The 24,812-nt window shown below is 55.6% G+C and carries 23 protein-coding genes; 8 read left to right on the top strand and 15 right to left on the bottom strand.

From position 1 onward, the window contains the following. Nucleotides 1-61: 61 nt before the first annotated feature. From TH4_RS16830 to TH4_RS16785, 10 genes are all read right to left on the bottom strand, one after another. Nucleotides 62-409, bottom strand: coding sequence for a RidA family protein (locus tag TH4_RS16830; protein ID WP_008891872.1), 348 nt, complete (start codon nucleotides 407-409; stop codon nucleotides 62-64). 46 nt (nucleotides 410-455) lie between these two features. Continuing rightward, entirely contained in the window at nucleotides 456-1,742 is a 1,287-nt protein-coding gene (locus tag TH4_RS16825) for a M20 family metallopeptidase (RefSeq protein WP_064782029.1), read from the bottom strand. A 32-nt stretch (nucleotides 1,743-1,774) separates the two neighbouring features. After that, nucleotides 1,775-2,920 (bottom strand): NAD(P)/FAD-dependent oxidoreductase, encoded by a 1,146-nt coding sequence (locus tag TH4_RS16820; protein ID WP_064782028.1) that lies wholly within the window; start codon nucleotides 2,918-2,920, stop codon nucleotides 1,775-1,777. An 11-nt stretch (nucleotides 2,921-2,931) separates the two neighbouring features. Beyond that, nucleotides 2,932-3,975 carry a histone deacetylase family protein gene (locus TH4_RS16815; protein WP_083997158.1) on the bottom strand — a complete coding sequence of 348 codons (1,044 nt, stop codon included), beginning with the start codon at nucleotides 3,973-3,975 and terminating at the stop codon, nucleotides 2,932-2,934. 56 nt (nucleotides 3,976-4,031) lie between these two features. Then, nucleotides 4,032-4,961: a 3,5-dioxohexanoate:acetyl-CoA acetone transferase gene (kce, locus tag TH4_RS16810; RefSeq protein ID WP_064782027.1), complete on the bottom strand. Its 930-nt coding sequence runs from the start codon at nucleotides 4,959-4,961 to the stop codon at nucleotides 4,032-4,034. Beyond that, nucleotides 4,958-6,334, bottom strand: coding sequence for an aminotransferase family protein (locus tag TH4_RS16805; RefSeq protein WP_064782026.1), 1,377 nt, complete (start codon nucleotides 6,332-6,334; stop codon nucleotides 4,958-4,960). Before TH4_RS16805 ends, kce begins: the two co-directional genes overlap by 4 nt. Before the next feature lie 29 nt (nucleotides 6,335-6,363). Continuing rightward, complete coding sequence (locus TH4_RS16800; RefSeq protein ID WP_064782025.1) at nucleotides 6,364-7,461, bottom strand: ABC transporter ATP-binding protein; 1,098 nt, start codon at nucleotides 7,459-7,461, stop codon at nucleotides 6,364-6,366. 105 nt (nucleotides 7,462-7,566) lie between these two features. Further along, the gene (locus TH4_RS16795; protein WP_064782024.1) at nucleotides 7,567-8,721 is read right to left on the bottom strand and encodes an extracellular solute-binding protein; all 1,155 of its coding nucleotides are present in this window, start codon (nucleotides 8,719-8,721) and stop codon (nucleotides 7,567-7,569) included. A 107-nt stretch (nucleotides 8,722-8,828) separates the two neighbouring features. After that, nucleotides 8,829-9,626 (bottom strand): ABC transporter permease, encoded by a 798-nt coding sequence (locus tag TH4_RS16790; protein WP_040824589.1) that lies wholly within the window; start codon nucleotides 9,624-9,626, stop codon nucleotides 8,829-8,831. A gap of 15 nt (nucleotides 9,627-9,641) precedes the next feature. After that, nucleotides 9,642-10,514 (bottom strand): ABC transporter permease, encoded by an 873-nt coding sequence (locus TH4_RS16785; RefSeq protein WP_008891863.1) that lies wholly within the window; start codon nucleotides 10,512-10,514, stop codon nucleotides 9,642-9,644. A 172-nt stretch (nucleotides 10,515-10,686) separates the two neighbouring features. On the opposite strand from TH4_RS16785, the gene TH4_RS16780 reads away from it, so the two are divergent. After that, nucleotides 10,687-11,631, top strand: a complete 945-nt coding sequence (locus TH4_RS16780) for a LysR family transcriptional regulator (RefSeq protein ID WP_129542731.1) — start codon at nucleotides 10,687-10,689, stop codon at nucleotides 11,629-11,631. Between the two features lie 96 nt (nucleotides 11,632-11,727). Then, nucleotides 11,728-11,979 (top strand): molybdopterin converting factor subunit 1, encoded by a 252-nt coding sequence (moaD, locus tag TH4_RS16775; RefSeq protein ID WP_064782023.1) that lies wholly within the window; start codon nucleotides 11,728-11,730, stop codon nucleotides 11,977-11,979. 370 nt (nucleotides 11,980-12,349) lie between these two features. Here the strand turns inward: moaD and choV are convergent, their stop codons facing one another. The 3 genes from choV to TH4_RS16755 form a co-directional block, all read right to left on the bottom strand. Beyond that, nucleotides 12,350-13,546, bottom strand: coding sequence for a choline ABC transporter ATP-binding protein (gene choV / locus TH4_RS16765; RefSeq protein WP_064782084.1), 1,197 nt, complete (start codon nucleotides 13,544-13,546; stop codon nucleotides 12,350-12,352). Between the two features lie 2 nt (nucleotides 13,547-13,548). Continuing rightward, entirely contained in the window at nucleotides 13,549-14,397 is an 849-nt protein-coding gene (gene choW / locus TH4_RS16760; protein WP_008891859.1) for a choline ABC transporter permease subunit, read from the bottom strand. Between the two features lie 114 nt (nucleotides 14,398-14,511). Beyond that, entirely contained in the window at nucleotides 14,512-15,471 is a 960-nt protein-coding gene (locus TH4_RS16755) for a choline ABC transporter substrate-binding protein (protein WP_064782021.1), read from the bottom strand. Between the two features lie 377 nt (nucleotides 15,472-15,848). On the opposite strand from TH4_RS16755, the gene betI reads away from it, so the two are divergent. The 6 genes from betI to TH4_RS16730 all read left to right on the top strand — a co-directional run bounded on the left by betI (nucleotide 15,849) and on the right by TH4_RS16730 (nucleotide 23,072). Then, nucleotides 15,849-16,469, top strand: coding sequence for a choline-binding transcriptional repressor BetI (betI, locus tag TH4_RS20900; RefSeq protein ID WP_008891857.1), 621 nt, complete (start codon nucleotides 15,849-15,851; stop codon nucleotides 16,467-16,469). A gap of 60 nt (nucleotides 16,470-16,529) precedes the next feature. Continuing rightward, a complete protein-coding gene (gene betB / locus TH4_RS16745) occupies nucleotides 16,530-17,987 on the top strand; it encodes a betaine-aldehyde dehydrogenase (protein WP_064782020.1) in 1,458 nt (485 codons plus the stop codon). A gap of 73 nt (nucleotides 17,988-18,060) precedes the next feature. Further along, nucleotides 18,061-19,746 carry a choline dehydrogenase gene (gene betA / locus TH4_RS16740; RefSeq protein ID WP_064782019.1) on the top strand — a complete coding sequence of 562 codons (1,686 nt, stop codon included), beginning with the start codon at nucleotides 18,061-18,063 and terminating at the stop codon, nucleotides 19,744-19,746. Nucleotides 19,747-19,908: 162 nt separating this feature from the next. Beyond that, a complete protein-coding gene (locus tag TH4_RS16735; protein ID WP_245227975.1) occupies nucleotides 19,909-21,201 on the top strand; it encodes an L-serine ammonia-lyase, iron-sulfur-dependent, subunit alpha in 1,293 nt (430 codons plus the stop codon). Next, nucleotides 21,159-21,530: an L-serine ammonia-lyase, iron-sulfur-dependent, subunit alpha gene (locus TH4_RS20895; protein WP_245227972.1), complete on the top strand. Its 372-nt coding sequence runs from the start codon at nucleotides 21,159-21,161 to the stop codon at nucleotides 21,528-21,530. Before TH4_RS16735 ends, TH4_RS20895 begins: the two co-directional genes overlap by 43 nt. A gap of 225 nt (nucleotides 21,531-21,755) precedes the next feature. Beyond that, nucleotides 21,756-23,072 (top strand): NAD(P)/FAD-dependent oxidoreductase, encoded by a 1,317-nt coding sequence (locus tag TH4_RS16730; RefSeq protein ID WP_064782018.1) that lies wholly within the window; start codon nucleotides 21,756-21,758, stop codon nucleotides 23,070-23,072. A 38-nt stretch (nucleotides 23,073-23,110) separates the two neighbouring features. Here TH4_RS16730 and TH4_RS16725 read toward each other — a convergent pair whose 3' ends face one another. Further along, the gene (locus tag TH4_RS16725; RefSeq protein WP_064782017.1) at nucleotides 23,111-23,932 is read right to left on the bottom strand and encodes a cysteine hydrolase family protein; all 822 of its coding nucleotides are present in this window, start codon (nucleotides 23,930-23,932) and stop codon (nucleotides 23,111-23,113) included. Between the two features lie 355 nt (nucleotides 23,933-24,287). Continuing rightward, nucleotides 24,288-24,773, bottom strand: coding sequence for a group III truncated hemoglobin (locus TH4_RS16720; RefSeq protein ID WP_063086936.1), 486 nt, complete (start codon nucleotides 24,771-24,773; stop codon nucleotides 24,288-24,290). Between the last annotated feature and the right edge of the window lie 39 nt (nucleotides 24,774-24,812).

The following is a 24,812-nucleotide window of genomic DNA, read 5'->3' as shown; positions in this document are numbered from 1 at the left end:
ACAAAAAACGCCTGACCGGTTTCCCGTATCAGGCATTTTTTTTAATTGGTGCCAACGTGACTTATGGCTTGGCCGCAATCACGATGAACTCAACCAGGTAATCCGGGGTGGCAAGCTTTGCTTCGCCGCAGGCACGACCCGGGGTGTGACCCTGCGGGACCCATGCATCCCAAACCGCGTTCATTGCCGCAAAGTCTTTCATGTCGGCAAGCCAGACGGTGGTCGACAGGATGTTTTCTTTGCTCGAACCGCATTCGGCCAGAAGCGCATCAACCTTTTCAAGGCATTCCTTGGTCTGGTTGGTGATGTCGCTATCAGGGTTACCAACCTGGCCGGCCAGATAGATGGTGTTGCCATGGACAACGGCCTGGCTCATACGCGGGCCGGTGTGAAGACGCTGGATGCTCATGAAACGCTCCTTGTTAAAGCATTGGATATATTATTCGAATTGAGATTTAGGTATCACGCTTTTGTACGCCGCACCAGTCGGCAATGAACAGGGCAAGAACCTCGGTGACTTCCATCATCGACGCAATCGAAACCCGTTCGTCAATCCCGTGAATACGTTCGGCCTTCGGGCCATAACAGGTGGCCGGGATATTGCCATAAATCTGGAAAAAGCGCGCATCGGTCGTCGCGGTCGAGGCAAGGTTTCTGATCTCCTTGCCTGTGACTTCCTGATGAATGTCGCCAATCATCGACATCATCGGATGATTTATATCCATCTCGCAACCTTCGGCCTGGAAACCGCGATAGGTGATCTCGATCTTGGCCCCCTTGGAAGCCGGGTGGTTATCAAGCGCGCTTTGTTTGACAGCCTCAATGGTTTCGCGCACCTTTTCAAGCTCCATGCCCGGATAGAACCCGACGCGGATATCAGCGGTGCACACCGGTGGCACGGTCGATGCCCATTCGCCGCCGTCAATCTTGCCCAGATTGAAGTTCACCGGATGGACATGCGCACCAAACGCCGCATGACGATGGGTCGGGTGGTTCCAGATTTCCTCGACTTCCTTCAGGGTTTCAAAGAAACCAAAGGCCGCCTCAATCGCGTTGCTGCCAGCCGAGGTATCGAGAACATGTGCCGGGCTGCCCGATACGTGGATCTGGAACCACATGACACCAAGCTGGGCGGTCATCAGGGTCTGGTTGAACGGTTCGGGAATGATGGCGCAATCGGCCTTGTATCCGGCATGCAGGCAGGCCAGTGCGCCATTGCCGGTACATTCTTCCTCGATCACCGATTGCATTGTGACGGCGGCGGCGGGTTCAAGGCCGATATCGTGCAGCGCCTGAAGCGCCTGGCAATAGGCAATGATCCCGGCCTTCATATCGCCCGAACCGCGCCCGTAAATCCAGTCATCCTCGACATGCGGGGTGAAGGGGCCAAACCGCCATTGTTCAGCCGGACCGGTCGGCACAACATCCATATGACCATTCAGGATCAGGCTGCGCCCGGTCGGGTTTTGCGGGCGATGCAGGCCAACAACGTTTTCACGCCCGTCATAGCCATCAATCACCGGCGGCGAAAAGCCCGGCTGATCGCGGAGGGCATTGATGTCAATCTTGACCCGTTCGACATCGAGCCCCATCGCGGCAAACTTGTCGGCAATCCAACCTTGCGCAGATGCTTCGTTGCCAAGCTGACTGTCATGACGCACAAGCGCGCACAAATCATCAATCGCACTTTGGGTGCGCTTTGAAACAGCTTCGCGCAAGGCTGCACGGTCAAACTGGCTCATTGGTCTTTCTCCTGCTCGGTCGAGGCCGATGATTACTTGCCGCTGACAAGGGTGGGGCGGGTGGCCGAAAGCGCATCTGTGGTAATGCCAAGCTTTTCCATCTGCGGTGGAACGCCGTTTCCGGTGATGATGCTTGCGGCATATTCGCCCATCGCCGGGGCAGTCTGGATGCCGTAACCACCTTGACCCGCCAGCCAATAGAAACTGTCATCAGCCGGATCAAAGCTTGATACCGGATCGCCATCGGCAAAGAAGCTGCGCAATCCGGCCCAGCTTTCACCCGGACGGCGGACCTCGATGCTGGTGGCGGTCATCAGGCGATCAATGGTAATCGCGATATCAAGTTCTTCGGGCTGCACATCATGCGGCTCGGTCGGTGTGGTGTCGGCCGGCGACACCAGCAACCGACCGGCATCTTCCTTGAAATAAAGCGTCTCATCGAGGCTTGCGACCAACGGCCAGCCATGCGGCTTTACGTCTGCTGGGACATCGACCATCACCGCCGTGCGGCGTTTGGGAACGATGCCAAGCGGCTTGATCCCGGCCTTGGTTGCGATCTCATCAGCCCAGGCACCCGCCGCATTGACCACGATATCGCCGGTATAGACATCACCCTTGGCCAGCGTGACCTGCCATTTGCCGTCTGCTTTGCCAATCGCGCTGACATCGGCCTTGGTGATAACCGAACCGCCAAGTGCCTTGAATTGGCGGATAAAGCCCCAGTGAAGCGCATGCACGTCAATATCCATGGCATCCGGCTCATAGGCGGCCTTGGCCACCCGGTCGGTATGAATGACTGGCACAATTTCCTTAAGTTCATCGGGCGTCAGTTCAACAAAGTTCGCCCCATTCGCGCGCCCCTCGGTCAGGATGGCATCAAGTTGGGCTTCCTCGCCCGGGGCGGCGGTCATGATGATGCCGCGCGGGGTCAGGATCGGGTTTTCGGTAAACCCGTCTGGCGGGGTGATGAAGAAAGCCCGGCTGGCAGTCGACATCTTGCGGATGATCTTCGGGCCATAGGTCTCGCTATATAGGGCTGCTGACCGGCCCGTGCTGTGATAGCCCGGCTGGTCTTCACGTTCGAGAACCGTGACGGATTTACCGGCCTTGGCCAAAAAGAATGCAGCTGACATTCCGGCAATGCCGCCGCCGATGATCAGGATGTCCGAATGTGTCATGTGGGGCCTTCTTAAATCGGGTTTGTTTTGGTGGTCGCGCCAAAGCCGCTGATAAATTGATAAAGGTTTTCTGCAAGTGTTTCACTAACATAACCACCTTCCTGCACCAGAACGGTCGGGCAGGAAAGAGTGCCAATTTTTTCGCCCATCCGGGCAAAACCATCGGGACTGACCGTCAATCCGCCAAACGGATCATCGCGTGATGCATCAAGGCCAAGCGCAATGACAACCGCATCAGCAGCGAATTCGTCGATCTTTGCCAATGCCCGGTCAAGCGCATCAAGAAACACCACATCACCGCTGCCAAGGGGCAGGGGTTGATTATGATTAAAACCAAGCCCGTCCTGTGCGCCAGCTTCCTCGGCATGCCCCCAGTAAAAAGGATAAAAATCCATCGGATCTGCATGGATTGACAGGGTCATGACATCAGACCGGTCATAAAAAATATGCTGGGTGCCGTTGCCATGATGCAGATCGACGTCAAGGATCGCGACCCGGTCATATTTGCGGCGGAGCTCCTCGGCGGCAATCGCACTGTTGTTCAGGTAACAAAAGCCGCCAGCAATATTGCCACTGGCATGATGGCCTGGCGGACGGCAAAGGGCATAGGCGGTCTTGGCCCCCTGATCTCGCACATGGCGGGCAGCCGCAATTGCGGTTTGCGCACTGGCATAGGCCGAATGCCATGTGGTGTTCGAGACCGGGCAGGATGTATCGCCAAGATGAAAGCCCGCCTTGCCCGCCGGATGACGCGGGTAGGGGCCGTTGCGATCAAACGGGTGGATGTTTGGAATGACCTGTTCCGCACCCCCGACATCCTGCCATTCATCATGAATGGTCTGAAGGAAGTTCAGATATTGCGCATCGTGGATGGCGGCAATCGGGGCCAGCCCGGCGTCAGTGGGGGCATGAAGATCAAGCCCCAGACGCCCGACCGCACCGCGCAGGATTTCCGCGCGTTCAGGGACTTCGGGGATCGGCTTTTTCTCGCCCGCGACAATGAATGTCTTGCCGTGATGGCGGAGCTGATCGTCTGAGAAATAGGCATGCATCATCTCTGCCGCCTTTCACGTGATGTGGTCAAACGGTGGTGGCTTCATCCGGCCTGCTGTCAGAAGGCGACCTTGTCGCCGCCTTTCAGACCCAGGATCGCGCGCGCCTCGTCCGGAGTTGCGATTTCAAGCGACAACCCGTCAAGCACTTCGCGGATTTTGCGCACTTGCGATGCGTTGTCCGGCGCAAGTTCGCCCTTCTTGATGTAAAGGTTGTCTTCAAGCCCGACCCGCACATTGCCGCCCATGGCAGCCGACATGCTGCCAAGCGGCATCTGGTGGCGTCCGGCACCCAGTACAGAAAACTGGTACTGATCACCAAACAGCTTGTCAGCGGTGCGTTTCAGATGCGCCAGGTTATCGGGATCGGCGCCAATGCCACCCAGAACGCCCAACACGAACTGAATGAAAATCGGCCCCTTGATCAGGCCACGATCAACGAAATGCGCCAGGGTATAAAGATGACCGACGTCATAGCATTCAAACTCGAACCGGGTGCCATTGGCATCTCCCAGTTCGGCCAGAATGGTTTCGATATCCGAAAACGTGTTCTTGAAAACAAAATCACGGCTGCTTTCAAGGAATTCCGGTTCCCAGTCATGTTTCCATTCACTGCGGCTGGCAAGGGCCGGGAACAGGCCGAAATTCATCGTGCCCATGTTAAGCGACGCCATTTCCGGGGCGGCTTCACGTGCGGCCCGGATGCGGTCACGGACATTCATGTTCATGCCGCCACCGGTCGAAATGTTGATCACCGCATTGGTCGCCGCCTTGATCTTTGGCAGGAACTGCATGAACACGTCCGGATCCGGGCTTGGATACCCCGTTTTGGGATCACGCGCATGCAGGTGCAGGATTGATGCTCCGGCATTGGCGGCATCAATCGCCTGCGTTGCGATCTCATCGGGTGTGACCGGCAAATGCGGGCTCATGGACGGGGTATGAACCGATCCGGTAATCGCACAGGTGATGATGACTTTGCGGCTCATGCGAAGGCTCCTGCGACTTCGAGTTCGTCTTGCAGTTCACTCAATGCCTTGCGCAGCGGCACAAGGATATCGGCAAACTGTTCCTTGGTAATCGTCATGGGCGGGCAGACCATGACATGATCGCCGCGATAACCACCACGCGTGCGGCGCCAGTAAATGATTAGGCCCATGTCATAGGCGATATCGACCAGTCTCGCTGCCGCCATATGTTTGGGATCAAGCGGTTCCATGCTGTCGCGGTCCTTGACCAGTTCAACCGCCAGCAACAAACCTTTGCCACGCACATCGCCGATCATCGCGAAATCATCGGCCAATTTGGTCAATTCATCCTTGAGGGCCGCGCCATTGGTCGCGGCATTTTCAAGCAGATTGTCTTCTTCAATAACATCAAGGACGCCATTTCCCGCCGCACACGCCAACGGGTTCCCGGCATAGGTATAGCCATGAATAAACCCGCCATGATCAAGAACCGGACCGACAATGCGGTCCGGTGCGATCATCGCACCAAGTGGCGCGTAACCAGCCGCCAATCCTTTGGACACGGCAAGGATATCGGGCACGATGCCCCAATGCTCGGCGGCGAAATACTTGCCGGTACGACCGGCCCCCGTCATGACCTCGTCATAGATCAGAAGAATGCCGTACTGATCGCAAATCTCGCGAATGCGGCCATAGTAACTGTCGGGGGCAACCAGTGCGCCGGTGGCCGCCCCACCAACCGGTTCGATGATGAAACCAAGAACGGTTTCCGGGCCCTGTTTGATGATTTCGGCTTCCAGCATGTTGGCATATTTGATGCCGCGGTCATGATCGCTCAGATCATCACGATCCAGATAGCATGTCGGTGCGGGAATTTTCGGTTGATCAACCATCATCGGGGCAAAGGGCGCATGCATCGGCGTATAGCCGGTAATGGCAAGCGCACCCAGTGTGGCACCATGATAGCTCGGAAAACGTGAGATGATCTTTGTACGCTGTGCCTGGCCCTTGGCCAGTGCATATTGTCGGGCAAGCTTGATGCAGCTTTCAACCGCCTCCGACCCGCCAGAAACAAAGAAGACGCGTTCAAGATCACCCGGTGCACGCTCGGCAAGGCGGATGGCAAGGTCTTCGGCCGCGTCATTTTCGAAATGCAGGCGATAGGCGAAGCTGGCCTTTTCAAGCTGCTTGGTCATGGCGGCGATCACGCGCGGGTCGCTATGGCCGATATTGCTGACCATGGCGCCACTCGACGCATCGATATAACGTTTGCCATCGACATCCCACATATAAACGCCTTCTGATCGTTCGATCAGCGGGCGACGGGACCGGCTTTGATAAAACAGACGGGATTCCCGGTTATGTCCGACGGGGCTTTTGGGATCATGCGTCATTCTGGTGGCTCTCCTGAACCGGCGGAGGATTAATCCTGATGGCCGGGTAACAACACACAATTACGGGCCGCTATATGCATGAAGATATCGGCCCCTTCCTTATGGGGGTGGGCATCAATCGGGTTGATGACCTGCCAGTCGCGGCCATTGGCCTCGACAAAGTAACGGGCCTGTTGGCCCAGATAGTCAACGGTTTTGACCTTGCCGGGGATCGAAGTCACGCCATCGGTGGCGCGGTTTTCTTCGGAAAGATCAATTTTCTCGGCCCGGATCACGGCGCGAACGTCTTTGGAATTCTTTGCCTTGGCGGTTTGTTCGTCCGTAGTCAGCAATGTCTCGCCACTTTCAAGGGCCACCTGGGTAAAGGCGGCGTCGGGGCTACCAAGGTTGGCTTGAATGATATTGGAATGACCAAGGAAGTCGGCAACAAAGGCCGATGCCGGATTGTTGTAAACCTCTTCGGGCGCGCCTTCCTGTTCGACAAAGCCATTGTTCATGACAACCAGCTTGTCGGACATGGCAAGCGCTTCGGACTGGTCATGGGTGACGAATACTGTGGCGACGCCAAGCTCGCGCTGGATGCGTTTGAGCTCCACCCGCATTTCTTCGCGCAGGTTTGCATCAAGGGCCGAAAGCGGTTCATCAAGCAGCAACACATCCGGCTCAATCACAATCGCACGCGCGAGCGCAATGCGCTGCTGCTGGCCACCGGAAAGCTGATTGGGATAGCGGTCGGCGACATGCGGCAGTTGCACAAGATCAAGCGCCTTGTTGACCTTCTCAGCAATGTCGGACTTCGACACCTTGCGGTATTTCAGGCCAAAGGCGATGTTGTCAAAGATCGTCTTGTGCGGGAACAGGGCATAGTTCTGAAACACAAGGCCAAGATTACGCTTGTGGATCGGCAGGCTGTTGACCCGTTTACCGCGGATCAGAAGATCCCCCTCTGTAATATCGGTCAGACCCGCAATCATGCGCAGCGTCGTTGTCTTGCCACAGCCCGACGGACCGAGGAAAGTTACAAAGCTGTTGTCCGGGACGGTCAAATCAATGCGTTTGACGGCGGTGAATTCACCAAACCGTTTAACGACATTGTGCAGTTCAACAGCGTTTTGTCTGTCTGCCATTGTTAAATACCCTGTCTGAATTGCGCCGCACCCGACATAAGGCGGCAAGTCTGTCCTGGCCGGTTGTGCACGGCCAGGACACAGTTTCAGGCAAGCAGGCGGGGCTTAGTAGCCGCGCTGCACACGCGAGAACGTTTTCGACCAGTCAGCTTCGTTTTCGTTCCAGTACGCCGGATCGAAGAAGCTAAGCGACGACAGTGTTCCACTCGGATCAAATGCCGGAAGGGTCGGGATGACCGCGCCCAGTTCGATCTTCTGCGGATCAAGGGCCGGCGGATAGCTCTGACCTTCGGCAACAGCAATCGCCACTTCCGGCTCCAGCATGAAGTTCAGAAGTTCTTCACAGGCCGCCATCGGGCTGCCACGCAGCACGAACAGGCATTCCTGCCAACCAAGGCCACCGGCCGGATCAAGATAACCGATGTCATGACCCTGATCCTGCAGCGCCTTGATGCGGCCAGACCAGCCTTCGGTGACATAGATTTCTTCTTCGGCCAGAAGGCTCATCAGTTCGGCCCCCGAAGACCAGTATTTCAGTGCAAGGTCACGGTGCGCACGGACCATGTCCCAAACAGCTTCAATGTCCTGGATGTTGTTCGGGTCCTGATCGGACTGCATTGCGCCGTACCAGATACGGGTTTTCCATTCACCCCAGCCGCCGATTTTGCCTTTATAGGCTTCATCAACCATCAGCTTGGCACCCTTGGCCTTGGCTTCGTCGTCGCTGATATATTTGCGGTTATAGGCAATACCGGTGGTGCCGTAATCATACGGAACGGCTGAAATCGTGCCGCCGGTGATCTTGCGCAGCGGCTCGACCAGTGTCGGAATGACGTTTTTCAGGTTCGGAATGTTGTCTTCATTGAGTTCCGACGTCAGTTCCAGACCATGATACCGCGCATAGTCAAACACACCTGACAGGTGGGCGAGGTTGAATTCACCCGGCTGGCTGGCCTTGACGCGGGCAATATATTCATCCGCACCGCCAAAGGTGCCCGAAACGACTTCAATGCCGGTTTTCTTGGTATAGGGCGCGAAGGCATATTTTTCGAATGCCTCGGAAACAACACCGCCCCAACCGTCAAAGCGGACCTGTTCCGGGGTTGCGGCCATCGCCTTGCGGGCCAGCATGCCCATCGGGCCGCCGGTGACCCCGGCAACAACGCCGGCCGCACCCAGTGCGGTCAGGAAAGTACGGCGGTTGATGTCCCCGTCGCGAAAACGGGTAAGTAGGCGTTCATAACGTTTGGTATCGTCCATTTAAGGCCTCCTGATAAAACGATATATCCGTTGATCGGTCTTGTTGTTGGTCGTTGTATTTTTGGTGTTGTTCTTGGTTTTGGCGGTTGTCCGCATTGTGCAAAAAGTTACTTTGATGCGCCCACCTTACGCATGGCCATGACCCGTGCAATCGATGCCGCCACAAGCGGCAGGGCAATGGTGAAGATCACCATCACAGCACCAAGCGCATTGATTTCCGGGCTGATCGAGTTGCGCAGCATGGCAAAGATCTGCGTCGGGACGGTTTCAACGCCGCCCGGCTTCCAGAACAGGGTTCCGGTGATGTCATCAAACGAAATGGTAAAGGCAAACAGCATCCCGGCCATGACGGCAGGCAGCATCAAGGGCAGGGTCACTTCAAAGAAGGTCTGCACCGGTGTTGCGCCAAGGCTCATGGCGGCTTCTTCGACGTCGCGGCGGATGGAAACCAGACGCGCCTGAACCACCAGCACCACAAAGGGGAGCGTAAAGACCACATGGCCCATCAACAGAAGCCCGAAGCTTTTTGGCATCGACAGGAACTGCAGGAATAGCAGGAGCGCCACAGCCAGAACGACTTCCGGGATCAGGATTGGGGCAACCAGAAGGGTTGAAATAGTCCGTTTTCCCGGGAAATCGTATCTGACCATGGCAAGGGCTGCGAGGGTGCCAAGCGTTGTCGAAATGGCGGCTGTCAGCACACCAAGCAGAAGCGACGTCTTGAACGCCCGCACAATCGCATCATTGTTCCAAAGCGCTTCAAACCAGCGGAATGAAAAGCCTTCGATCGGGAAGCTGCCAAACTGGTTGGCATTGAACGCCAACAGGATGACAACCGCCACCGGCGCAAACAGGAACAGATAGACAAGGATCGTGGCAATTCGGATTACTGACCAACCGGACATCATCATATCTCTCCCTTACTTGAAGCTCTTGGCGATCTGATCGATGCCGAGATAGCGGGTGTAAATGACGACCAGTGCGCCCAGAAGGGCTAGCAGCACGAGCGAAAGTGCTGAGCCAAGCGGCCAGTTGAGCTGTGTCACAATGGCTTCGAACACGAGGTTGGCAAACATCGCATCACGCGGCCCGCCAAGAACGATCGGGGTGATATAGGTGCCCGCTGCCAGAACGAAGCACAGCAACGATCCCGCCGCCAAACCGGGCATGGACAGCGGCAATGTCACTTCGCGGAAGGCCTGAAAGCCGGTGCAGCCAAGGCTTTGGGCGGCTTCGGTCAGGTTCTTGTCGATGCCATCAAGGCTGACATAGACATTCAAAATCATGAAGGGCAGCAGATAATGCACAAGGCCCAGAACGACAGTTTGCTGGTTATACAACATCTGGATCGGGTCATCGATGATGCCGATTGATATCAAAAGGGTATTAAGCGCCCCGGATGTGCCCAGAATATTGATCCACGACATCGTTCTGATGATGTAGCTGATCCAGAATGGCAGCATCAGCAGCAGCAACAGGAAAGCCTTGGATTTCATCCGCGTATTGGCAACGAAATAGGCCGGGATATACCCGACAAACGCGCAAATAACCGTGGTGTAAAAGGCAATCAAAAGGGTCTGGAACAGGATGTCGCGATAAAACCGATCACCCAGAACTTCAATCCAGTTATCGAGATAAAAGCCGACCTGATCCGCACCGGTCGCGGTCCGCAACCAGAATGAATAAACGACAATGAACAGCATTGGCACAATCAGCAGCAGGCTGATGGTTGCCAGTGATGGTGATAGCAGTACCCACGGAGTCCTGCGGGCTCCGGCGACATCTGCGGCCATTTGTGCCTCCCGTTATTATCTGCGGTCAGTGCCGCACCCGGTTATTTGGCCGTGAAGAAATTTGTTGGAGGCATTCCAACCCAGACTTGCACATAGCGCAAATAGATAAGTAGAATAGATCTCATAGCCAGTATCTATGTGTGGTGCTGTAAATGTCGGAAAGGTCAGCAGAATGAACGAGTTAATGCGTCGGCAGTTCGACTGGAATCTGCTGCACACCTTTACCGTTATTGTCGAGGAACGCTCGATCACCGGGGCGGCCAACCGGTTATTGCTGCGCCAACCCAGTGTCAGTAATGCGCTCAAACGGCTTGAAGATCAGATTGGCGCACGCCTGATTGACCGCGAACGCGGCCGGTTTGAAGTCACCGAACAGGGACTGGCGCTTTATCACGAGTGCCGCGAAATTTGCGGTGCCATCGGCCGATTGTCGGATGTGATGTCTGACAGTGGCAATCAACTGACCGGGCATTTGCATATGTGGCTGGCCAGTCATGTGGTGTTTCCGCCGCTTGATGATGCCCTGTTTGAATTCAATCGCGCCCACCCGGAAGTCACCTATGAAATCGATGTTGCGACCTCGGTCAATGTCGTCGATCAGGTGCTGTCACAGCAGGCCAGCTTTGGCATCTGTCTGGTCAAGGAACGCCATCCCAGACTGGAATATCGCCGTTTGTATCGCGAACATTTCGGCTTTTTCTGCGGGCCGACCCATCATTTGTTCGGCCAAAAGGACCTGACCCTGGCCGATTTGCGCCGCGAGGCATTTGTGTCCTTTGCAACCGACCAACTAAGCGATGCACTGGCCCCGGTCGCGGTCCTGCGCGCGCAGGAAGGCATGAAGGGCAAGGTCGTCGCCGTCAGCCCGCACCTTGAAGAAGTCCGTCGCCTGATCAATGCCGGGCTTGGTATCGGGCCGTTGCCGATCCACGTTGTGCAAAGTGCGACCGACCGCGGGCAGCTTTGGCGCTTGCCGCCCTATATTGACCCGCCAGCGATTGATATTTATCTGGTGACCAACCCGCGCATGTCGCTTAGCCGGGCGGAACGGTTCTTTATCGAAAACCTGACTGCGCGGCTGGATGCGGCGCCGGACGGCTATTTTGTCTATCCATAGGGCGTAAATTCGTCGGATCACGCCATTGGGACTTGCCACCGGGCAGGGTCTTGCGCAAGCATGCGGGCAAATTGAAGTTTGTTGTCAGGATTAAACATGAAGCTGATCTATTTTTCATGGGTCAAGGATCGCATCGGCATGGCGGAAGAGGCTATTGACCTTCCCGATACCGTCAAAACGGTTGCCGACCTGCTGGCATGGCTGCCCGCTCGCGGCGAAAACTTTGCCAATGCCCTGGCTGATCCCGCGATCATTCGGGTTGCAGTCGATCAGGAATATGCCACGCCTGAAACCGACGTCACCAAGGCGACCGAGATTGCATTGTTCCCGCCGGTCACTGGAGGTTAATAGTCGTTAGATGCATTTTTTGCGAATTCTTGAAGCTGCTTTCTTGCTTCTTGTATCGCGAGTTTGTTCGTCATCTTTGAGGTCATTTTACTGCAACTAGGTAATCGAACGATGATCGGGCAATTTTGACATCTGCCTGTTTGAGTGTTCATGCGTACAAATGTCACCTTTATTACGCTGTATCCGGGGTCGCAACTCAAGCTTACGATAGGCACGACTTGGGGCTTTATGTACGTGAACGCCGCGTCACCCTTAGGGAAATCAAGTTCTAGCTGCACTCCAGACCGCATAACTATCTCCTTGGTAAATGAAAAATGGGCGGTCGAAACCAATCAACCGCCCATATATCTCCGCGCGTAAACGCTAGAAATCAATCTACCACAGATGCCGTCTGCGTCAAGCTGTCAAAGAACTCCTTGCGGCCCAGCGTGCCGGTCACCTTGCCATCGCGGGTCAGGATGACCGGGTTCTGGGTGATGGATCGCATCTCGATCAGATCCTTCAGCAGCACATCCTCCTGCGCGACAAAGACAATCGAGTTGTCGGTCGCGTCCAGTTCATCGGGCAGGGTGCCATCATAATTGATCAGCTTAAGCTCGCCGCGTTCGCCATTGTTGGCCGAGCGGACAACGCCATCCTGCAAAGTGACGCGGATATTGGCGTCTTCGAGCAGGAACTCGGTATTTCCGGATTTCTGATCGCTATCAAGGCGATGCATGATCGCCCGTCCGCGCAGGATATTGACCGGGTTCATATGCGCCACAAAGTCGGCAACATATTCGTTGGCCGGGCGGAGCGCGATGTCTTCTGGCGTGCCGTGTTGCACAACATAACCGCCTTCCATGATGGCAATCGAATTGCCAAGCTTCATGGCTTCGTCAAGGTCGTGGCTGACAAACAGGATGGTTTTGTTCAGCTTCTCCTGAAGGTCCAGCAACTCGTCCTGCAGGCGGTTACGGATCAGCGGATCAAGGGCCGAGAACGGTTCATCCATCAGAAGGATCGGCGCATCGGTGGCAAAGGCACGCGCCAGGCCAACACGTTGCTGCATGCCGCCAGACAGTTCATGGGCATATTTGTTTGCCCATTTATCCAGTCCGACAAGGGCCAGTTTTTCACGCACGATCTCGCGGCGTTCGGCCGGACCCATACCGCCCAGTTCAAGGCCAAAGCCGACATTGTCTTCAACCGTTCGCCACGGGAACAGGGCGAATTGTTGGAAGACCATGGCAACACATTCGCGACGCAACTTGCGAAGGGTGGCGCCGTCACATTTGGTGACGTCTTCCATCCAATCGCCATCACGGACCCGAAGCGAACCACGTGATACAGCGTTAAGCCCATTCACGCAGCGCAGAAGCGATGATTTGCCTGAACCGGAGAGCCCCATCAGGACGCATATCTCACCCTGAGGCACATTGAAGGTCACATCGGCGACACCAAGGACATTGTTGGTGGCAGCCGCAATCTCTTCGCGGGTTTTACCTTCGTCCAGCAGTTTCAAGGACTCTGCCTGACGATTACCAAAGATCACGTCGATATTTTCGAATTCAACAGCATTGCTCATGATCATTGCCCCGACTTTTCTTTGTGGTCACGACGGCAGATGCGGTCCAGCACAATGGCCAGAATCACAATTGCCAGACCGGCTTCAAAGCCTTGCGCGATATTCACCGTATTGAGCGCACGCACAACCGGCTTGCCAAGGCCATCTGCCCCGACGAGGGCGGCAATCACCACCATCGAAAGCGACAGCATGATGCACTGGGTCAGGCCGGCCATGATCGATGGCATGGCTGATGGCAATTCAACCTTGAACAGCAACTGGCGCGGCGTACAGCCAAAGCTTTCCCCGGCTTCAAGAAGGGATTTCGGCGTGTTGGAAATACCAAGATGGGTCAGGCGGATCGGGGCGGCAATGGCAAAGATCACGGTCGAAATAAGACCAGGAACGACGCCAAGACCAAACAGGATCAGGGTCGGGATCAGATACACGAATGTCGGGATCGTCTGCATCAGATCAAGGACCGGGCGCATCGCCTGATGCAGCCACGGGCGGTGGGCGGATGCCACGCCAAGCGGCACACCGATCAACATGCAAAACAGCGTCGCATAGATCACCAGTGCCAGCGTTTCCATGGTTTCTTCCCAATAGCCAAGATTGACCACCAGCAACAGGGACAGAACCGTAAATGCCGTCAGTTTCCATGATTTATGCAAGACAGCGGCAAGCGCCCCAAAGACCGCAATGATCAAAAGGGCCGGCAGCCACACCAGAAAATCGATGGTGTTTTCAATAATGAATTCGAGAACATCCGAAACGGTATAGAAAACGAAATCGGCATGTTCGTTCAGCGCATCCATCAGGGACGATATCCACTGTCCCAGCGGAATCTTCGTTTCCGTGAGCCATTCCATGCGAAAAAATCCGTTCAATGAGAATTAAGAAAAATACATCCGATGCGCCCGCATCGGCCGGAAGCCACAAATGAAAACCAGTGGCGGGCGCATCGGTAAAATCAATCGCGGTGCTTAAAGACCAAGACCGGATTTCAGGGCTGCTTTGGCATCGCCACCGTCAAAGGTGGTTACACCGTCAAGCCATGCCATCGCGGCATCCGGGTTGGCTTTAAGCCATGCGGTTGCGGCTTCTGCCGGGTCGGTACCTTCGTTCAGGATCGCGTCCATGATTTCGTTTTCCATGGCGAGGCTGAATTTCAGGTTGGTCACGAATTTACCCGCATTCGGGCATTCGTCGGTGTAACCGGCACGCAGGTTGGTGTGAACAGTCGCACCGCCAAAGTTCGGACCAAAGACGTCATCGCCACCATCAAGATAGGCCATGTCGTATTTCGCGTTCATCGGATGCGGTTCCCAACCGAGGAAGACGATGAACTGGTCGCGCGAGGATTTGCGGCTCACTTCTGCCAGCATGCCCTGTTCGGAGGACTCAACAAGTTCGAACTCGCCCAGACCGAACTGGTTGCTGTCGATCATGTCCTGGATAAGACGGTTACCGTCATTGCCCGGCTCGATGCCATAAATCTCGCCATCAAGCTGATCCTTGAACTTGGCAATATCTGCAAAGTCCTTAAGGCCCGCATCAAAGGCGTTCTGGCTCACAGCAAGGGTGTATTTCGCACCTTCAAGGTTTGCACCAGTCGACACAACGGTGCCTTTATCAAGGTAAGGCTGAATATCGGCTGCCATGGTCGGCATCCAGTTGCCGAGGAAGACGTCAACGTCGCCGTTGGCAAGGCTCGTGTAGGTGACCGGTACCGACAGCAGTTCGGTTTCCGCGGTATAGCCAAGTGATTCAAGGATCACGGATGCGGTCGCCGTGGTTGCGGTGATGTCGGTCCAGCCCACATCAGAGAAAGTCACGGTTTTGCAGGCATCGCTATCGGCTGCTTTGGCAGCAGTGGCACCCAGCAGGGTGGTCGCAATAATGGTGCTGCCAAGAAGGCGGCCGAACGTGGAAAGATTGGTCATGCTTCTGGTTCTCCCTTGTATAAACCTGATGTTGCTGATGACCGGATTTGGCCGGTCATCAGAAGACGCTCGGTTCCGGAGGCCAGACGAACATCAACGCAACAAACATGTCGCCAACACTCGCCCAGAGCCATCAACCACATTCCCCTGAATGGGTGTGATGGGCCGGAATAATCACAAAAACAGCCGCATAGCCGCGCAGCAAAGGCCAAAAGCCCTGAGAAACGCGCCGCATATGTCGGCGTGTTTTTATTGATTGATTGTTCAATTAAATTACAGCATATTCACGAGACGTCAATTGCGAAGGATTAAAAACTGCGTCTTATGCTGTTGCACCGGCGTTAAACCCTTCGCAACGCAGAGGATTGGATGAATTAATGCCCAAAGTTGGTATGCAGCCTGTACGCCGCAGGCAGTTGATCGACGCAACGATTGAAACCATTCATCAGCACGGATTCGCCGACACCACGATTGCGCGGATCTCTAAGGCTGCCGGGATGTCGTCCGGGATTATTTCGCACTATTTTGGCGGCAAGAACGCCCTGTTGCAGGAAACCATGCGCTCCCTGATGAAGGATTTGCGCAATGACTACATGGTGCGACTGGCAACGGCCAAAACGCCGATGGACCGTCTCGAAGCGATCATCAATACCAACTTCAACGAAGAACAGTTCACCCCGCAGGTGACGGTGGCCTGGCTGTCCTTCTGGGCGCAGGTACCGTTTTCCGATCAGTTGCGGCGTCTGAACAATATCTATTTTCAGCGCCTTGCATCCAATCTGCGGCATGAGCTGCGTCAATTGACCACCGAAGAATGCGCAGATGAAATCTCGTCTGCGATTGCCGCCATGGTTGACGGCATCTGGGTGCGAACCGGTCTGTCCCGCGGTCAGGCCGATATTGCCGGGGCGCGCAAGATGGTGCTGGGTACCTTGCGCCTGTATCTGGCGAATTCGCCCAGTCCGGCAAAGTGCCCCAAAAAGCACGCAAAGAAGTAATCGAAACAAACACAAAGACCACGGCTGCCGGTTGTCCCGGTGGCCCGCAGGAGTTTTAAGATGAGCCTTTATCAAATCCAGAATTTTATCAATGGCAAGAAGACCCAAGGTTCGGGCGCAGAGATGGTTACCCTTAACCCTGCGACCAACACGGTTCTGGCCAAGGGCCACGAAAGCACCGCTTCTGATGTGGATGCCGCGGTCAAGGCCGCACGCGCCGGGTTCGAAATTTGGAAAAACACGCCGGCTGCCGAACGGGCGCGTGTCCTTTTCAAGGCTGCCCAGATCCTGCGGGATCGCAATGATGAACTGGCACTGGTTGAAACCCGCGATACCGGGCGCGCCATTCAGGAAACTGAAATTGTCGATGTGATTTCGGGTGTTGAATGTCTTGAATATTTTGCCGGTGTGGCTGGTAGCCTTGCGGGCGAACATATCGACCTTGCCGGCAACTTTGCCTATACCCGCCGCGAACCGGTGGGCGTTTGCGGTGCCATCGGTGCCTGGAACTATCCGATCCAGATCGCCTGCTGGAAGGCCGCCCCGGCATTGGCATGCGGCAACGCGGTTGTTTACAAGCCGTCCGAAACCACGCCGCTTTCGGCCATTGCGGTTGCCGAGGCCCTTCAAGAAGCCGGTCTTCCTGATGGCGTTTACAACGTTGTGCAGGGCGCGCGCGAAAGCGGTGCCGCGCTGGTGGAGCATCCGGGCGTGGACAAGATTTCCCTGACCGGGTCGGCCGCGACCGGTGCCAAGGTGGCCTCTGTTGCCGCAGGTGGCATGAAGGCTGTCACCATGGAACTGGGTGGCAAGTCGCCGATGATCGTGTTCGAAGATGCCGATCTGGACAACGCTGTCTCCGGCGCGCAGATGGCGAACTTCTATTCATCAGGTCAGATTTGCTCGAACGGGACGCGTGTGTTTGTCCATGAAAGCGTTGCCGATGCCTTCATCGAAAAGCTGATCGCACGCTCCAAGGATCTTGTTCTTGGCGATCCGGAAAAGCCCGACACCCAGGTCGGCCCGATTGTCACCAAGGCACAATACGAACAGGTCATGTCCTATATCGAAAAGGGCAAGGCAGAGGGGGCGAAATGCGTTCTTGGCGGCCATGCCGTCACTGAAGGCATGCCGGAAGGTGGACTTTTTGTCGCGCCGACCGTGTTTGCCGATTGCACCGATGACATGACCATCGTGCGCGAGGAAATCTTTGGCCCGGTAATGTCTGTCCTGACCTTTAGCGACGAAGACGAAGTGATCAAGCGCGCCAATGACACCGAATACGGTCTGGCCGCAGGCGTGTTTACCAAGGATCTTTCGCGTGGTCATCGCGTGGTCGCAAGGCTTGAGGCCGGCACATGCTGGATCAACACCTATAACATCACGCCAATCGAAATGCCGTTTGGCGGCGTCAAGAAATCGGGCGTTGGCCGCGAAAACGGCCGTGCGGCGATTGAATATTATACCCGCATCAAATCCGTTTATGTCGAAACCGGCGATGTTGAGGCCCCTTACTAAGGGGCTTTGACCAACCAACGTCGCCAACCACTCACCGGCTGCCCACACAGCACGACCAAACAAGGGATCAGAAATGACGACCCCAACGACCACTGAAAAATATGATTATGTGATTGTCGGTTCAGGTTCGGCAGGGGCTGTGCTTGCCAACCGACTGACCGAAGATGCCGAGGTTAAGGTTCTGGTGATCGAAGCCGGACCAAAGGATCACTGGTGGGACTGGCGCATCCATATGCCGACAGCACTTTCCTATCCGATGCAGTCGGAAACCTATAACTGGGCCTATTGGACAACGCCGCAGCCCAACCTGAACAACCGCCGCATGGAGACGCCGCGTGGCCGTGTTTATGGCGGTTCAAGTTCGGTCAACGGCATGGCTTATGTGCGCGGTCACGCCCTTGATTACAATCGCTGGGCCGAAGAAGACGCAAGCCTCAAGGAATGGGATTATGCGCGCTGCCTGCCATATTTCCGCAAGGCCGATACGCGCAACGAAGACACCGAAGGCGATGAATATCACGGCGGTGATGGTCCGCTGCATGTGACGACCGGTGCCTGTCAGAACGACCTGCATAAGGCCTGGATCAAGGCCGGTCAGCAGGCCGGTTATGAATTCACCCCGGATCAGAACGGCTATCGCCAGGAAGGTCTCGGGACCATGGATATGACGGTCTATAAGGGCCGTCGCTGGTCAACCGCGCGCGCCTATCTGCATCCGGCGATGAAGCGCCCGAACCTGACAGTTTATCACAAGGCCTTCGCGCAACGTGTTGTTTTCGAAGGAAAACGTGCCATTGGCCTCGACTTTTTCCATGACGGCGAAAACAAGCGCGCCCTTGTTGATCGCGAAGTCATTATTTCGGCTGGTTCGATCAACTCGCCAAAGCTTTTGATGCTGTCGGGCGTTGGTCCGGCAGCGCATTTGCGCGAACATGGCATTGATGTTGTTCATGATCTGCCCGGTGTCGGTGAAAACCTTCAGGACCATCTTGAACTCTATGTTCAGATGGAATGCACCAAACCCATCAGCCTGAACAGCAAACTCGATTGGTGGAACAAGCTTAAGATCGGGGCGGAATGGTATCTGTTCAAAACCGGTCTTGGTGCCAGCAACCATTTCGAGGCGGGCGGCTTTATCCGCTCCAAGGCGGGTGTGCAGCATCCTGACATTCAGTATCACTTCCTGCCAGCCGCGATTAACTATAACGGTTCCAAGGCGGCCGAAGGCGATGGCTTCCAGGCCCATGTCGGTCCGATGCGTTCCAAATCGCGCGGGACGGTCCGTCTGGCATCCGCCAACCCCAAGGATCGCCCGATCATTGATCCGAACTATATGAGCCACCCGGAAGACTGGGAAGAAATGCGCGCATCGGTGCGTCTGACCCGCGAAATCTTCGCCCAGGAAGCATTTGCTGATCTGCGCGGGGCGGAAATTGCGCCGGGCAAGGATATCCACACCGATGAAGAGATCGATGCATTTGTCGCCGATCACGCCGAAAGTGCTTATCACCCGTCCTGTTCGTGCAAGATGGGCAGTGATGAGATGTCCGTGGTGGATGAGAAAACCCGCGTGCATGGCGTCGAAGGCCTGCGTGTGGTCGACAGCTCGATCATGCCGACCATCGCATCGGGCAACCTCAATGCCCCGACGATCATGATCGGTGAAAAGGCCGCTGATATCATCCGCGGTCGCACGCCGCTGGCACCATCGAATGCACCGTATTTCGTGCATCCGGAATGGGAAACCAAGCAGCGCTAAATTTACGGGCTTTAAATAGTCTGATGATTATCCCTGGTTCATCTTTTTGATGGATCGGGGATTTTTATTTCCGGTGATTGCAATCGGTTCGGCATCGGAGGATGATCATGGCATATTGTATGCAAATCCCGCGACATACAGCACCCAACAAAAAGTGCCGCCATGCAAGAAATCAGCCTGCTTAATTCCGTTATCGGTCCCGTTATGCGCGGGCCATCCAGTTCCCATTGTGCGGCACCCTATATGATGGCCAAGCTGGTGCGCGAACTTTCCTGTGCCAACGGTGAAACGCTTGGACGTGCCGTGATCCGCTTTGACCCGCGTGGGTCCTTTGCGCCATGTTACAAGGCGCAAAGCTCGGACGAAAACTTTGCCGCCGGGCTTGCCGGGGCCAAGCTGACCGATCCGGATTATCGTGAAATTCTTGGCCGGGTAGAGCAGGGCGAAGGTTTCCATTTCGCGATCGAAGTCACCGAGCTTGAAAACAATAACCACCCCAACCGTGTTGATCTTGAACTGAGTGTCACGACCCCGGAGGGCGAGCAACGTTCAGACCTCTATACCGGCGCCTCCGTCGGCGGGGGCATGTATTACATCGACGGTCGCAATGGCGAACGCCTGTTCATGACCGGCAAAACGGCAACCGTCTTTGTCTGGGGCGCCGAGGCGTTGGCACAGGCCGACGCGTTGGCAAACGAACTGGCGGCAGGGGAAAGCAGCCTGCTGGGTGTGTCGGTTGAACCCGATCACGAACGGGTTGAAATCGCGCTTCAGGCCTTGCCGAATGCCGATGTCCTGACGGCCATTCGAAACCGCGATGGTATTGCCGATGTGCGCTTTGCCGATGCATCGCAATATCCGGTGTGCGCCACCGATGATCTGTTTTCCGAAAGTGCCGCCGTCATTGCGGTTGCCGACGATCAGGAAGGGGGCTCCATCGCCGATGCCGCCCTGGTTCTGGAAGCAAAACGCCTTGGACTGTCCCGCGAAGCCACCCGCGCGCTGTTTCGCGAACGGTGCGAACTAATGCTGCGTGTCGTGGCAGAAGGCTTTGATGCCAAACCCGAAGACAATGTTATGCGGTTCCTGACACTTCGGGCCCGTACTGTCCGTGATGCCAACCTGCCAGCAGGCCTTGGTGGCCCGGTCTTGCAGGATGCCATGGCCGGTGCGCTGTCGGCGATGGAACGCGACAGCAACCGGGGTCTTGTTTGTGCCGCGCCAACGGCGGGCAGTGCCGGCGTGGTGCCGGGCACGCTTTATGGTCTGATCCGCCATGGTATTGAACTTGATGGAGCGACCGATGCCCTGCAAACCATGGCATTGATCGGGGCGGTTTTTGCTGCGCGTGGAACCTTTGCCGCCTTTTTGCTGCGCGTGGACCCTTTGCCGCCGAATGCGGCGGCTGTTCGGTGGAAACCGGCGCATCGGCGGCGATGGCCGCCGCCGGGGTGACACAGGCCTATGGTGGCACGCCAAAACAATGCTTTGATGCCGCCAGCATGTGTTTGATGAATACGCTGGGCCTTGTTTGTGATCCGGTGGGCGGGGATGTTGAAATCCCGTGTCATGCCCGCAATGTCGCCGGTGTGTCGCATGCCTTTTCATCGGCGATGGCGGTTCTCGCCGGGTTTGATGCAGTGCTGGCATATGATGAACTGGTCGATCAGACGGTGAAGATCGGCAATATGATGCATCCTGATTTGCGCTGCACAGCGCGCGGTGGCTGTGCCGCCACCAAAACCGCCCTTCGCATGGTCGAAGCAGTTAATCAGAAACCTTAAAACGCTGATTCTCAAGGGCCTGTTGCGTGCCAACAGCAAAAATCAGTGCCGCAGGTATCACGCTTTGTTGGCTGCTTTACGCAATCGTTCTGCTTTGAGTTGGCCGGTTTTGGCATAATCGGCGAAAAGCAGGTTTAAGGCCGGAAAAAGGGCAGTTTTTCCTTGATAGGTCGGCCGGATTGGGCAGGATAAGCCCACATCCATTTACAAATATGAGGGTTCCTCATGTTCACCCCGAACTTGCTGACCGCCAATGACCGGGCAGGCCAATATCCTGATTCCTATTACGCCGCGACGGCGAATGCGACCGCACCCTTCGCCAAGCTTGAAGGGGATCAGACCTGCGACATTGTTATCATTGGTGGCGGCTTTACCGGGCTGTCATCGGCATTGCATCTGGCAGAGCGTGGCTATGACGTCATCCTGCTTGAAGCGCACCGGGTCGGCTGGGGCGCGTCGGGGCGTAATGGCGGGCAGGTCGGATCCGGCCAGCGGCGTGAACAGGATGAACTTGAACAAATGGTCGGGCGCGATGATGCGCATAAGCTTTGGGATATCGCCGAAGAGTCAAAGGATGTCGTCAAGGCCCTGATCGCCAAGCATAATATCCAGTGCGACTGGAAGCCGGGCATTTTGCATGCCGATCACCGTGCACGCTTTGTCGAACATTCCCGCACCTATGCCGAAAAGCTTCAGACCGAATACGGCTATGAGGATATCCGTTTTGTTGACCGCGATGAAATGCGCGCGATGCTTGGCACCGAATTTTATCATGGCGGATCGCTTGATACGGGGGCGGGGCATTTGCATCCGCTGAACTTCGCCCTTGGTCTGGCCGACGCCGCACGCGCGTCAGGCGCACGCATTTTCGAAGGTGCGGTTGTCACGTCGTATGAAAATCAGGCGGGCAAGGTCACGGTGAAAACCAAGGATGGCGGCGTTGTTAGCGCTAACAAGCTTATCCTTGGCTGCAACGGTTATCTTGATGCATTGGATGATCGGGTGGCAAAGCGTGTTATGCCGATCAACAATTTCGTCATTGCCACCGAGCCACTTGGCGATGATCTGGCGCGCGAACTGATCCGTGATGATGTCGCGGTCGCGGACTCAAAATTCGTGATCAATTACTACCGGCTGAGTGCGGATAAACGCATGCTTTTTGGTGGCGGGGAAACCTATGGCTATAATTTCCCGCGTGACATCAAGGCGTTCGTGTCGCCGCATATGCTCGAAGTCTATCCGCAGCTGAAAGACGTCAAGATTGATTATGGCTGGGGCGGGACGCTGGCGATCACGATGAACCGCATGCCGTTTTTTGAGAAGATCGAAGATAATATCTTTACCGCTTCGGGCTATTCCGGGCACGGGGTTGCGATGGCAACCCTTGCCGGACAGATCATGGCCGATGCCGTTTCCGGCACCATGGAACGGTTTGACGTGATGGCCAACATCAAAACCCCGGTGTTCCCGGGCGGGAAGATGTTGCGCTTCCCGATGCTGGTGGCCGCGATGTTGTGGTATTCGATCCGCGACAAGATTTGATCTGACGTGACGTGATGTGCTTAGCGCTTTGTATGGCGCTAAGCCATTTTGCGTCCTTCGTCTTTGTCTTTTTTGTTCTGGGCACTGGTGTCCTGATCACCGGTGTCGGGCACCGTGGTATTCTGGTTGCCCGTATCGGGCGTACTGTCAGGGGTGCGGGCGCCAGATGGGTCTGCATCCGTTGTATCGGTCTTAACGACCTGTGTGTCTTGGTTCGTATTATCGGATGCGCCGCGTGCGGTCAGAAGTGCCTTGGTGCGTTCCCATTTTTTAGGGTTCAAAGCCAAAGTGGTCGCGTCGCTGAACGAGACGTCATACCCGCGGTTAAGGGCGGCCTGCATGGTTGCCTTGACGCAAAAATCGCCGTCCAGACCCACGATAATCAGTTTGCCGACTTTCTGACGATCCAGAACGCGGTCAAGTTCAGGTTCGCTAAAGCCATCCGCGCGCGCCTTGACGATATCATGGTCGATATCGCCGTTGATCCGTTCATCAAGATCAAGGCCCTTCGATTTGGGGCTGCCACGACCTTCATTCAGGAGCTTTACGAGAAAGTTGATGTACCAACCGCGGAATGTCTGGCGGATCGAGATCACCGGCGTTCCATTGGCATTGGCGGCTTCAACCAGTTTGTTGATTGCGGTGATGAGTTTATCGACCATGTCGGCCGGATAGGCATGCTTGCCGTCCGAACTGGTGAAATCTTCCTGGACGTCAACGATCAGAAGGGCGCTATTGGGGCGCTCTGCGAGATTGATCTTTTTGCCCTTGCTGGGGGCGAGGTGATGGCGTTGGCCATAGATGGTGTAGGCGATGGCGCCCACCAGTAAAATGACAATAAGAGTGATCACCGACCACATGTCCAGGCTCTCCGTTTCGTCGTCTCAGGTCGCTTCGTAAATCTACTTTGCAATCGGACTTAAAGACCATCGGTGAACCGGGCAGTTCAGGTGCGGTAACACACTGAACCACACCCGACCGCTTTGGGACGGGTGTTCCAGGCCAGATGTATCCAATTGTCAGAATGCCGGATGCCGCGTTGCGGCGCGTCCATTTGACGTCACGAACAGAGCTATTTTTTTCTACTCTTCCAGCAATCTTCATAACCACATGAAATCGCAATCATTTAAATTTGTCAACTTAGCCGACAAAAAGCAAACCCGCGGTTTTGCGGGGTGCGTGGTTATGTGTATCTGATTGCCTAACGTTTCAGGATCAGTTTGGTTCCCAACTTGATACCGGGTCATAGCGTTCGCCCTTGGACAGGATCACGCCATTATGGGCGGCAATGCCGACTTCAAAGCTTGAAGCGATGCGAAGGGCCCGTTCCATGAAATGTCGGGCGGCGGGTTCTTCGCAATATTCCGAAAGGGTTTGGGCAAAGAGTTGCAACCAGCGGTCAAAGTGATGACGGGTGATCTTGAGCGGCAAGTGCTTTTGCATTGGGCGCCCGTCATAGTTGCCAGTCGCCAGCGCGACCGAGGACCAGAACATCACCATGCGATCAAGATGATGGTCCCAGTTATCCACCTTTTCATCAAACACCGGGCCCAGCAGGTCATCATCGCGCACCTTGGCGTAAAAGCCATGCACGATGTTCTTGATCATGTCCGTATCAATGCCGGTATCTTCCTTGATACGCCGCGTTGCAATTTCGCGTCGTTCCTTGATTTCGGCAAGGGTTGGCTGTTTTTCGGACATGGTAAGGGGCCTGTTTTGCGCATCAACTGGAACCGCTTT

Source organism: Thalassospira tepidiphila MCCC 1A03514 (assembly GCF_001662875.1).
Classification (GTDB): domain Bacteria; phylum Pseudomonadota; class Alphaproteobacteria; order Rhodospirillales; family Thalassospiraceae; genus Thalassospira; species Thalassospira tepidiphila.
This window is presented reverse-complemented; position numbering and strand designations above follow the sequence as displayed.

Coding starts and splice junctions, on each gene's coding strand:
- TH4_RS16815 (WP_083997158.1), bottom strand. CDS start 3,975: ATGATGCATGCCTATTTCTCAGACGATCAGCTCCGCCATCACGGCAAG.
- moaD (WP_064782023.1), top strand. CDS start 11,728: ATGAAGCTGATCTATTTTTCATGGGTCAAGGATCGCATCGGCATGGCG.
- TH4_RS16790 (WP_040824589.1), bottom strand. CDS start 9,626: ATGTCCGGTTGGTCAGTAATCCGAATTGCCACGATCCTTGTCTATCTG.
- betA (WP_064782019.1), top strand. CDS start 18,061: ATGACGACCCCAACGACCACTGAAAAATATGATTATGTGATTGTCGGT.
- TH4_RS16785 (WP_008891863.1), bottom strand. CDS start 10,514: ATGGCCGCAGATGTCGCCGGAGCCCGCAGGACTCCGTGGGTACTGCTA.
- TH4_RS16805 (WP_064782026.1), bottom strand. CDS start 6,334: ATGACGCATGATCCCAAAAGCCCCGTCGGACATAACCGGGAATCCCGT.
- TH4_RS16795 (WP_064782024.1), bottom strand. CDS start 8,721: ATGGACGATACCAAACGTTATGAACGCCTACTTACCCGTTTTCGCGAC.
- TH4_RS16730 (WP_064782018.1), top strand. CDS start 21,756: ATGTTCACCCCGAACTTGCTGACCGCCAATGACCGGGCAGGCCAATAT.
- choW (WP_008891859.1), bottom strand. CDS start 14,397: ATGGAATGGCTCACGGAAACGAAGATTCCGCTGGGACAGTGGATATCG.
- TH4_RS16830 (WP_008891872.1), bottom strand. CDS start 409: ATGAGCATCCAGCGTCTTCACACCGGCCCGCGTATGAGCCAGGCCGTT.
- kce (WP_064782027.1), bottom strand. CDS start 4,961: ATGAGCCGCAAAGTCATCATCACCTGTGCGATTACCGGATCGGTTCAT.
- betI (WP_008891857.1), top strand. CDS start 15,849: ATGCCCAAAGTTGGTATGCAGCCTGTACGCCGCAGGCAGTTGATCGAC.
- TH4_RS16780 (WP_129542731.1), top strand. CDS start 10,687: ATGAACGAGTTAATGCGTCGGCAGTTCGACTGGAATCTGCTGCACACC.
- betB (WP_064782020.1), top strand. CDS start 16,530: ATGAGCCTTTATCAAATCCAGAATTTTATCAATGGCAAGAAGACCCAA.
- choV (WP_064782084.1), bottom strand. CDS start 13,546: ATGAGCAATGCTGTTGAATTCGAAAATATCGACGTGATCTTTGGTAAT.
- TH4_RS16755 (WP_064782021.1), bottom strand. CDS start 15,471: ATGACCAATCTTTCCACGTTCGGCCGCCTTCTTGGCAGCACCATTATT.
- TH4_RS16800 (WP_064782025.1), bottom strand. CDS start 7,461: ATGGCAGACAGACAAAACGCTGTTGAACTGCACAATGTCGTTAAACGG.
- TH4_RS16720 (WP_063086936.1), bottom strand. CDS start 24,773: ATGTCCGAAAAACAGCCAACCCTTGCCGAAATCAAGGAACGACGCGAA.
- TH4_RS16735 (WP_245227975.1), top strand. CDS start 19,909: ATGCAAGAAATCAGCCTGCTTAATTCCGTTATCGGTCCCGTTATGCGC.
- TH4_RS16820 (WP_064782028.1), bottom strand. CDS start 2,920: ATGACACATTCGGACATCCTGATCATCGGCGGCGGCATTGCCGGAATG.
- TH4_RS16825 (WP_064782029.1), bottom strand. CDS start 1,742: ATGAGCCAGTTTGACCGTGCAGCCTTGCGCGAAGCTGTTTCAAAGCGC.
- TH4_RS16725 (WP_064782017.1), bottom strand. CDS start 23,932: ATGTGGTCGGTGATCACTCTTATTGTCATTTTACTGGTGGGCGCCATC.